The 10,649-nt window shown below is 34.7% G+C and carries 10 protein-coding genes; all 10 read left to right on the plus strand.

What is annotated here, in order from left to right; genetic code table 11:
• Window positions 1-9: 9 nt before the first annotated feature.
• On the plus strand, window positions 10-1,005 hold the full coding sequence (locus ACWG42_RS01635) for a dihydroxyacetone kinase subunit DhaK (RefSeq protein ID WP_455789752.1): 996 nt from the start codon (window positions 10-12) through the stop codon (window positions 1,003-1,005).
• Between the two features lie 16 nt (window positions 1,006-1,021).
• Window positions 1,022-3,091 carry a BglG family transcription antiterminator gene (locus ACWG42_RS01640; RefSeq protein WP_455789753.1) on the plus strand — a complete coding sequence of 690 codons (2,070 nt, stop codon included), beginning with the start codon at window positions 1,022-1,024 and terminating at the stop codon, window positions 3,089-3,091.
• Window position 3,092: 1 nt separating this feature from the next.
• Entirely contained in the window at window positions 3,093-3,764 is a 672-nt protein-coding gene (locus ACWG42_RS01645; RefSeq protein WP_455789754.1) for a class II aldolase/adducin family protein, read from the plus strand.
• Between the two features lie 6 nt (window positions 3,765-3,770).
• Window positions 3,771-4,391, plus strand: a complete 621-nt coding sequence (locus tag ACWG42_RS01650) for a histidine phosphatase family protein (RefSeq protein ID WP_455789755.1) — start codon at window positions 3,771-3,773, stop codon at window positions 4,389-4,391.
• Window positions 4,388-5,398, plus strand: a complete 1,011-nt coding sequence (locus ACWG42_RS01655; protein ID WP_455789756.1) for a dihydroxyacetone kinase subunit DhaK — start codon at window positions 4,388-4,390, stop codon at window positions 5,396-5,398. Before ACWG42_RS01650 ends, ACWG42_RS01655 begins: the two co-directional genes overlap by 4 nt.
• 10 nt (window positions 5,399-5,408) lie before the next feature.
• The gene (locus tag ACWG42_RS01660; RefSeq protein ID WP_455789757.1) at window positions 5,409-6,032 is read left to right on the plus strand and encodes a dihydroxyacetone kinase family protein; all 624 of its coding nucleotides are present in this window, start codon (window positions 5,409-5,411) and stop codon (window positions 6,030-6,032) included.
• Window positions 6,033-6,156: 124 nt separating this feature from the next.
• Window positions 6,157-6,543, plus strand: a complete 387-nt coding sequence (locus tag ACWG42_RS01665; protein WP_455789758.1) for a hypothetical protein — start codon at window positions 6,157-6,159, stop codon at window positions 6,541-6,543.
• A gap of 256 nt (window positions 6,544-6,799) precedes the next feature.
• On the plus strand, window positions 6,800-8,338 hold the full coding sequence (locus ACWG42_RS01670) for an ATP-binding cassette domain-containing protein (protein ID WP_455789759.1): 1,539 nt from the start codon (window positions 6,800-6,802) through the stop codon (window positions 8,336-8,338).
• A 146-nt stretch (window positions 8,339-8,484) separates the two neighbouring features.
• Window positions 8,485-8,913, plus strand: a complete 429-nt coding sequence (locus tag ACWG42_RS01675) for a MarR family winged helix-turn-helix transcriptional regulator (RefSeq protein WP_455789760.1) — start codon at window positions 8,485-8,487, stop codon at window positions 8,911-8,913.
• A gap of 4 nt (window positions 8,914-8,917) precedes the next feature.
• Complete coding sequence (locus ACWG42_RS01680) at window positions 8,918-10,351, plus strand: MATE family efflux transporter (protein ID WP_455789761.1); 1,434 nt, start codon at window positions 8,918-8,920, stop codon at window positions 10,349-10,351.
• Window positions 10,352-10,649 lie beyond the last annotated feature (298 nt).

A 10,649-nucleotide genomic window follows, 5' to 3' on the forward strand; every position in this document is an offset into this window, starting at 1 on the left:
AGCAATCATATGCAAAGATTTGTAAATCAACCAGATATGATCGTAGATGATATGTTAAAGGGGTTTGAAAAGGCTCATAAAGATATCGTTCATATTTCAAATGCCAACGATCATGTCGTGGTGAAGAATCATTTAGTAAAAGGTAAAGTTGGTATTGTAAGTGGTGGTGGAAGTGGACATGAACCATGTTTTCTAGGCTATGTTGGAAAGAACATGTTAGATGCAGTAGCGGTTGGTGAAGTGTTTTCATCTCCTCCTGCAACTGCATTTCATCAAGCGTTTTTAGAAGCGGATTGCGGACAAGGTGTTGCTTGTTTGTTTGGAAATTATGCAGGCGATAACATGAATGTGAAAATGGCAGTGCAAATGGCTATGATGAATCAGGTACAAGTGAAATATGTCACTGCAAATGATGATATCGCAAGTGCTCCTATGAATGAAAAAGAAAAAAGACATGGAATTGCGGGTAGTTTGTTTATGTGGAAGATTGGGTGTGCAAAAGCAGCATTAGGTGGAACATTAGATGAAGTAATTGCCTATGCACAACGTGCAGTAGATCAAACTCGTAGTTTATGTGTTGGGTTAGAACCTTGTTCTATTCCAGCTGTTGGTCATCCAAACTTCGAAATCAAAGAGGGGACAATGGAATTTGGAATTGGACATCATGGAGAACCTGGTATTCAAGTTGGTGAAATTAAGAGCGCGAAAGAAATTGCGACCACATTATGTGCTAAAATAGACCAAGATCTTGAATTGAAAGAAAAGGAAGAAATTGCAATTATTCTTTCTGGTTTAGGGGGTACACCCATCATGGAACTCTATGTATTATACGATGAAGTCGCAACCTATTTTGCACAACGCAACATTTCTATTTATCGCTCATTTGTAGGAGACTATGTTACATCCTTAGAGATGAATGGAGCTGCTCTTACCGTATTGCGAGTAGAAGAAGATTTCAAAGAATTATTGGATATGGAAATTGATACCCCAGCATTAAAAATCTAAGATAGGAGGAAGGAAAATGTCGTTGGATGAACGTGGATTGATGATATTAAATACTTTGGTAAATAACCCAGCGATGACCGGAGCCCAGTTGGAAAAAGAAGTTGGATTATCAAGAAAACAAATCAGTTATGCATTAGAAAAAATCAATTATTACTTGAATGAAAATGGTTTTGAAGAAATTGGACGTATGAAAACAGGAAAGTTTATCATATCTATGAACGTTATAAATTCCTTCAAAACAAGTAAATATACGTTTAATAAAGTAGATTATGTATTTGTAGAATCAGAGAGAATACATTTGATTGCTTTGATGTTGTTACAACGTAAAGAAGAATTGAGTATCAACCATTTTACATCCACGTTAAAAGTTAGTAAGAATACGATTCTAAATGATTTAAAGAAAGTTCAAAATACGATTCTTAAAGAATTTGATTTAAAGATTTGGTATGATCGATCCAAAGGGTATTATCTTGTTGGAAAAGAGTATGAAAAACGTATTCTTATGATTCGTTTGATTCGTAATATCCTTCCGATGTTAACAGGAGAACTAATTTTAACTGCGATTTTAGAACTAGATGAAGCGTTGATACAAGAATTAAAGAAAGATGTAGAAGAAGTAGAAAAGAGATTGAAAGTACGGTATACAGATGAGCGAATACGTGAAATACCATTTGTCCTGTACTTTATCTTAAAACGTATTAAAAATCATAAGTATTTGGATGTCCTTCCAGAAGATTTTCAACATATTGTCGGGACGAGTGAATATGGAATTATCATCAATATATTTGATAAGTACAATATTCAAAATACGATGGATAAGATTTATATTGTTTCTCAATTTCAAATGTCGAGTGTGAACTCTACCAATGGAAACAGCAAAGAGTTTGAAAAAGAGTTAGAAGAAGCTGCAAAACAAGCATTGGATATCTTTGAGAATTTAATTTGTATTCGTTTTGAAGATCGCAAGTCTTTATTGGATGCGTTAATCCAACATTGTCGTCCAGCAATTTATCGCATACGATACCACTATCATATTGAAGGAAATATCTTAAATATGATACTTCCTCATCATAGTTATTTATTTGAACTTACCAAACATGCAATTGCGCCTTTTGAAACAATGATCAATAAACCCTTTCCAAAAGAGGAGCTTGCGTATATTACCATTTTGTTTGGTGGATGGATGACAAAAGAGGGAACGTTAGAAATATTAGAAAAGAAAAGAAGAGCTATCGTTGTATGTACCAATGGAATATCAATATCTAACTTTTTATTCCTAAAATTAAAAGAAGCTTTTCCAGAACTTGAGTTCTTGAGGGCTTTATCATCTAGACAGTTCTATGAATACAAAGAAGATTATGATGTGATTTTTGCGACGGTACATATGGATGCTAATGTTCCTCAGTTTTTAGTAAAGCCTATCATGGATGATTATGATATGAAAAATTTGAGGAAAAAAGTATTCAGCGAATTACTAAATCAAACTATTTATGAAGTAGATAGTAATGGTTTGTTACATGTCATTGAAAAATATGTAGATGTAAAAGATCGAAAAGGTCTTGTGACTGCCTTAAAACATTATCTTGGTGAAAATGATGAGGATACCACTGGGAAAGAGATGTTAACGAATCAGATAGTAGCGAGTCTTCCAGAACTTCTAAGAGAAGATCATATTTATATGAGTGAAACTAGTATGGAGTGGAAAGAAGCAATTACATTAGCTTCAAAACCATTGTTGATTGATGCAATCATTACACAAACATACATCGATAATATGATAAAGACTTTGGAACAAGAAAAACCAATATGGACAATTGCAGATGGTCTAATATTAGCTCATGCTGGTGTAGAAGAAGGCGTACATGCACTTGGTATATCTTTGTTAAGATTGCCTCAAAGTATAAGCTTCAATGGGTATATGGACGCAAGTATCATTGTCGTTATGGCTACTCCTAATCGTGAAATACATTTAAAAGCATTGTATGCACTTATCGATATCGTAGAAAATGAAGAAGACTTTGAAATAATGAAACATGCCACAACAAAACAACAACTATTAGAAATTATTTCTAAAGAGAGGAATTAATATGTTAGAAAACTTAAAAAAAGATGTATGTGAAATTGCCAAGAGAGCGCAGAAAGATGGATTGTGTAAACACAAATCAGGAAACTTTTCCGCAAAAGATCCTGAAACAGGATATGTAGTTATTACACCAACAAGTGTGGACCGTGACTTACTAACTCCAAGAGATATGATCGTTATGGATATGGATGCAAATGTATTGGAAAACTTATCTGGATTAAGACCTACAAGTGAATCATTGATGCATTTGACAATCTATAAGACAAGACCTGAAGCACGTGCGATTGCTCATACGCATTCTATGTATGCGACAACCTTTGCATTATTGAATAAGCCTATTCCTGCCATCGTTTATGAAGTTGCGAATATGGGATTAACAAAAGGACGTGTTCCTGTTGCTCCTTATGGAAGACCAGGCACAACAGATCTTGCGAATAGTGTAATTGAAGCATGTAAAGAAGCAGAGAGTTTCTTGATGGAAAGTCATGGTGCTGTAGCATTTGATTCTCACGATATTTATGAAGCATTCTTAAAAGCTGCTTATATCGAAGAATTGGCACAGTTATATTACAATGCACTTAGTGTATGCCAAGGAAAAGAACCGAATGCATTTAAACAAGAAGAACTACAAAAATGGGAATACCCTAAAGAAATTAAATTTCCAAATAATAAATAAGATTCTATGTTGAAATTTTATTTTATTAGACATGGAGAAACACTCTCCAATACATGGCATACCTTACAAGGGTGGTCAGATACTCCTTTGACAAAACTTGGAATTCAACAAGGCAAGGATTTAGGGAAAGGGCTTAGGGAAATACCTTTTCTTAAAATTTATAGTTCCACAAGTGAGCGTGCATATGATACAGCATGTTATGCGAAGGGTGAGAAAGATATCGATATCATCATGTGTAGGGGATTGAAAGAGATGAATTTTGGTCTACTTGAAACAAAGTCTAATACATTCAAGAATTGTGAAACTTATCTTGAACGCTTGTTTTATCCTTGGGATGAAGTAGAAGGAGAAAACATGGGTATGGTATGTGAAAGGATGCAGCATACCATACATCAATTAGTAGAAGAAAACAAGCATTTAGATGGAAATATTATGTGTGTAACGCATGGTATTTCCATGTTGGCTGCAATTCGTGCAGTGGATAAAAATGTATATGAACAATGCATTAGGGATGAAACTCGTTTTGGTAACTGCTGTGTAAGTGTGATTAGCTGGAACCAGGGTGTCTATCAGGTAGTAGAAGTAAACAACATGGAATATGTGAATAAAGGAGGTAATGAAGAATGAAGAAAATCATAAATGATCCTGAACATTATTTAAGTGAAATGTTGGAAGGAATATATATTGCACACAGTGATCAAATAACATATATCAATGATGATAAGCAATGCTTGGTTTCAAACGTGAAAAAAGATGGAAAAGTTGGGCTTGCTACGGGTGGAGGTAGTGGACATCTTCCATTGTTTCTAGGCTATGTTGGGGAAGGTATGCTAGATGGATGTAGTGTTGGGGATGTTTTCCAATCACCAAGTGCTGAACAGATGCATGAAATCACAAAAGAAATTGATTCAGGTGCTGGCGTTTTATATATTTATGGGAATTATAATGGGGATATTTTCAACTTTGATATGGCTGCGGAAATGGCAGATTTTGAAGATGATATTCGCGTTGAAACAGTACTTGGTGCAGATGATGTCGCAAGTATGGGACCATCTTCTCCTAGTGAAAAATCAACTCGTCGAGGCGTTGCTGGAATCTTCTTTGTCTATAAATGTGCGGGAGCTGCTGCAGATAAGATGATGGATCTTGACAATGTAAAACGTATTGCAGATAAGGCAAGTTGGAATACAAGAACGTTGGGTGTTGCTTTAACTTCTTGTGTAGTGCCAAGAGTTGGTCATGAAGGCTTCCATATTGAAGAAGATGAAATGGAAATTGGTATGGGAATTCATGGGGAAACGGGAATTCGTCGTGGAAAGATTGAACCAGCAGATCAGATTACAGAAGAAATGATGGAAAAAATCTTATCCGATTTACCATTTGAAAAAGGCAATGATGTAGCTGTGTTAGTGAATGGATTAGGCGCAACTCCACTGGATGAACAATATATCGTAGCTCGAAAAATAAATCAGATTTTAGCAGATAAAGGAATTCATGTACATCGCTATTATGTAGGAGAATATGCAACTTCTTTAGAAATGGCTGGTTTATCAATTTCCCTATTGAAGCTAGATGATGAATTAAAAGAGTTGATTGACCATCCAGCAAATACGCCATTCTTCAAACAGATTTAGGAGGAAGTTTATGAACGCATCTTATATAAAGAAATTAGTATCTGAAATTTCGGATGTAATGCAAGAGAATCGTGAACATCTTATCCAATTAGATAGTGTGGTTGGAGATGGAGATTTGGGATTAACAATGAGCGATGGATTTCGTGCAGCCGCAAATTATGCAAATACATCAGAAGAGAATGATCTTGGAAAACTTCTATATGGAGCTGGTAAGGCAATGTCCACAGCCGTTCCTTCTACCATGGGAACACTTATGGCAAGTGGTTTCATGCAGGCAGGAAAAGTACTCAAAGGGACTACGGACATAGATGTAGATGGAATTGTTAATCTTTTCTCTGCATTTGAAGAAGGAGTTATGCATAGGGGAAAAGCTAACGTTGGAGAGAAAACATTCTTGGACGGATTGAATCCTGCAATTCAAAGTTTAAAAGACAGCGTGAAAGCAGGTCATGACATACAAACAATGGCAGATCTTGCTTATCAAGCTGCAGAAGAAGGCTATGAGCATACAGCAACAATGCTTGCCATACATGGACGTGCCGCAACACGCGGAGAAGCTAGTAGAACACTAAAAGATCCTGGCGCAAAAGTAGCTGTACTTATAATGGAAGCACTGAAACGTTGCCAAGTATAAATTTATTTAATTTACATATAGTGATAGACAAAGTCATGTGCTTAGGTACATGGCTTTATCTGTTTATATACATGAGTTTATGATAGAATTAAGGTTATTATGAACCAAACAATGGAGGTGTCCTATGGAAAATACATTTCGTTCTGAATTTTGTGATGTAGTTTATTTGGTAAAAGACAACGTAGTTTTATTAACATGGAAGAAATTTTGTTCTTTTGAAAACTATAGAAAGCCAACAATGTTTGCTTCTAATTTACTTAAGCTTCATGAGGGAAGTAATTTTGTAATAGATGCTCGTAATGGATTCGAAGATGAAAAAGAAGATGTAGAGTGGGGATTTCAAGTTTTATTACCAGATATGGCTCGATCTTCTTGTAAAATATGTGTTTTCATTTTGCAGAAAGTTCCAATGATTGAAGATGAGATAGATTTATGGAGTAAAGAATTCCAAAAATATTTTCAAGTATACAAAGTAGAATCTTATGAGGAAGCTTTGGGAAAGCTAAATTGATAAATATAAAGTTCTAAAGTTGTTTATCATGAGGAAATTACATTGCAAATTGTGAGTGAAGAGTTGAAGAACAACGATTGAACTATCGTCCTACTTTTGTTATAATGAAAACAACGTAGGGAGTGTGAGAAGATGAAGAAATAGATAATGAAAACAACACATCATAATATTTGTTTATTTGATCATTATCTATTTGCTCATAACCTTCAAGTGTGTATGAGAACTTTATAGTTCTTTTTCTTTTGGAGGTGACATCATGCTTACATTTAAAAACATAACATTAAAAGATTTAAAAAATCATATTTTTATCGAGAATTTTAATTATTCCTTAGGAAATCAAGACAAAGTAGGGATTATAGGAGAAGAGGGGAATGGAAAGTCCACTTTTCTTAAGGCAATCTATGACAAAGCATGGATTGAAGATTATATGGTTATGAGCGGAGATATAAAAAGCGATTTTAAGCATATTGGATATTTACCACAACAATTACCACAAGAATGGATGAATTGTACAGTGTTTGAGTATTTATTAAAAGATAAACCTGAAGAAGATATCCCATATGAACGTTATAATGATTTAAAAGAACTAGAAATATTATGTAAAGATTTAAAATTGAATGTGTCTGTTTTACAAAACGAACAAATCATGAATTCTTTAAGTGGTGGGGAAAAAGTAAAGGTGCAGATGATGAAGTTACTAGCATCCCATGTGGACCTACTATTGTTAGATGAACCTACCAATGATTTAGATATTCACACGTTGGAGTGGATGGAAAATTTTATCAGAGAAAGCAATCTTCCGATTATGTTTATATCGCATGATAGTACCTTGTTAAATAATGCGGCAAATGTAATTCTGCATTTTGAACAAGTAAATAAACAAAGTAAGTGTAGATACACTGTATATCGAGGAACGTATAATGAATATGTTTCTCAACGTCATTCAAAATTAACGAAAGATATACAAATTGCCCGTAAAGAGAAACAAGAATATACCAAGAGAAAGATAAAGCTTAACGATCAAATGAATGCTGTACATGATGCCTTAAATGATACGGTACGAAATCCTGGTGTTGCGGCATCATTAAAGAGTAAAATGTCGAACATAAAGTCACAAGAAAAACGTTTTGAAAAAGAAAGCTATAGTAAAGTAGATTCAACAGAAGAAGCAATACAAATCTTTTTTGAAGATGTGAATGCAATTTCTTCAAAGATAATTCTAGAACTTCAAATGGATACGCTCATGATAGAAGAGCGTGTTCTAATTCAGGATATTGATATCTCAGTGAAGGGCAAAGATAAAGTTGTTTTTATTGGAGATAATGGATGTGGGAAGAGTCTTTTGATGAAGGAGATGCACAATAGATTAAAACAAAGAAGTGATATTTGTTTAGGGTATATGCCACAAAATTACGCAGACTTCATGGATATGTCTATGACACCTATTGAATTTTTAATGATATCTGGAGATAAAGAAGACATTACAAGATGTAGAGATTTATTAGGTGCGATGAAGTTTACCTCAGAGGAAATGCTCCACCCAATAAAAAATACAAGCGAGGGTCAAAAGGCAAAACTTTATATACTTAGGTTTATTAAAGAAAAGTGTAATGTTTTATTACTGGATGAGCCAACGCGTAATTTGTCACCTTTAAGTGCACCAGTGATAATCGATGTTTTGAAGAAATATCAAGGTTGTATTATTTCTGTATCACATGATCGAACGTTCATAGAAGAGGTGTTTGATAGCAGAGGGGTTATAGAAAATCGAGAAATGAAATTTATAAAAGTATAGATAGAACAAACCATATGTTTTTTTGTATGGTTTTTCTTTTGGCTAAAGTATAAAAAAATATTTACAATTATTAGTTGCGTGCGCAACTAATGTGGTGTATACTTACATAGTTGTTTATGCAACTAATTATACAGGAGGTACCATCGATGAGAGAACTTAGCAAATATGTATCCATGATGTATCGGTATGGTCAGATCTTTTATGATGAAACATTGCATCCCTATGAAATTGGATGTGGTCAACAGTTTTTCTTGTTGCGCATTCATGAACAGCCTGGTATTTCTCAATACGGATTAGCTGAAAAAGGCTATTTTGATAAAGGGACAACAGCAAGGGCTGTAAAAAAACTAGAAGAGCTAGGTTATATCACTCGTAAGATAGATGAACAAGATCATCGTATTACTCGACTGTATGTAACAGACAAAGGGGAGCCAATAATTTCTATTATACGTACTATGTTAGATGATTGGCACAATGCGTTGATGGATGGCTTTAGCGAGGAAGAAAAAGAAATGGCAAATTCACTTTTGAAACGTTTAGGTGAAAATGCATCAAAAACAATAGGAAGAAGGTAAATTTATGGAACAGACAATGAAACCAAGAACAAAAAATCCATTGGGCTATCAACCAATTGGACATCTGTTAATGAAATTCGCGATACCTTCTGTGGTATCCATGCTTGTAAATGCATTATATAATATTGTGGATCAAATCTTTATAGGATTAGGAGTAGGTTACTTAGGAAATGCTGCTACTACAGTATCCTTCCCATTACAAACTATTATATTGGCAATAGGTACTATGGTTGGGGCTGGAGCAAGTGCTTATGCAGCAATCAAATTGGGTGAGAAAAAAGAAGAAGAAGCAGAGAATACACTTGGGAATGCATTCGTAATGTTGGTAGGTATTGGACTTATCATCATGGTGGTAGGACTTGTATTCTTAACTCCAATCCTAAACTTATTTGGAGCAACTGCGAAGAACTTGTCTTATTCTCAGGATTATGCGAGTGTTATATTAATCGGTACTATCTTTAATCTTTTGGGGATTGGTCTTAGCAATATGGCAAGGACAGATGGAAGTCCAAATATTGCGATGATATCGATGATTGCAGGTGCAGTCTTAAATACAATTTTAGACCCACTTTACATATTTGTCTTTGGTTGGGGCGTTACAGGTGCCGCAATCGCAACCATTACTTCTCAAATCATTGGAGCCGTTATATTATTGTATTATTTCACAAAGAAAAGTACGATGCGCTTACGTTTTTCACATATGAAAATAAAAGGGGTTTTGATAGGAAGTATCTTTACACTTGGATTTTCTAGCTGTATTACGCAAACTGCCGCAACTATTATGCAAGTGGTTATGAACAACTCTTTGGTATATTATGGTGATATGACGTCGACAACAGGAGACGTTGCACTTAGTGCAATGGGGATTGTATTGAAAATCAGTATGATTATCACTGCTATTTGTGTTGGTATTGGTATCGGTGCTCAACCGATTCTAGGGTTCAACAAAGGAGCGAATCAGCCTAAGCGTATTAAGGCAACATATAAACGAGCTGCCGCGATTGCGACAATTACATCGATTGTAGGATGGATCGTTTGTCTTGCAATACCAGGACTTATTCTAAAAATGTTTGGTGGTAATGATCCTGTATTTACTGAGTTTGCGATTAAAGCAATGCGTATTTATATGTTTGGTATCTTCTGTGCAGGTTTTCAAATTACAGCAACTAGCTATTTTCAAGCAACAGGACAACCTATGAAAGCTTCTATATTATCCATGATGAGACAGTTGATTTTACTAATACCATTAATCTTGATTCTGCCGATGGCATTTGGATTAGAGGGTATTCTATACGCTGGACCAATTGCGGATATTACGAGTGGTGTTATTGTGTTCGTATTTATTCATAAAGAAATGAAAAAATTGAGCGAACAAATAAAAAATGAACCAGGTGAAGAACTAGGTGTGTTCAATGATGAATTACCAACGACAGCATAAATAAGTATGAACGATAAGTAATTGAGAAAAAGGAAATCCTTTTCTACAATACTTATCGTTTTTTTATCTATTAGGAACTTGCATAATTTAAGTGGAAATGAGAGAAAACGAAAAAAACATGACGAAAAGGCTCTAAGAAGAGCCAAAGAAGGACACGACAAGTTTTTACTTTTGATTCTCTAGAAAATCTTTAGGAAGCATTTCGCTATCGCATTTAATACAAGCATTCACATAAACTTTTTTCAATCCAAAACGTTTCTTTGATAAGACTTCTTCCGCAAGCCAATCAGGCATCGGA

The organism is Amedibacillus sp. YH-ame10 (assembly GCF_053848885.1).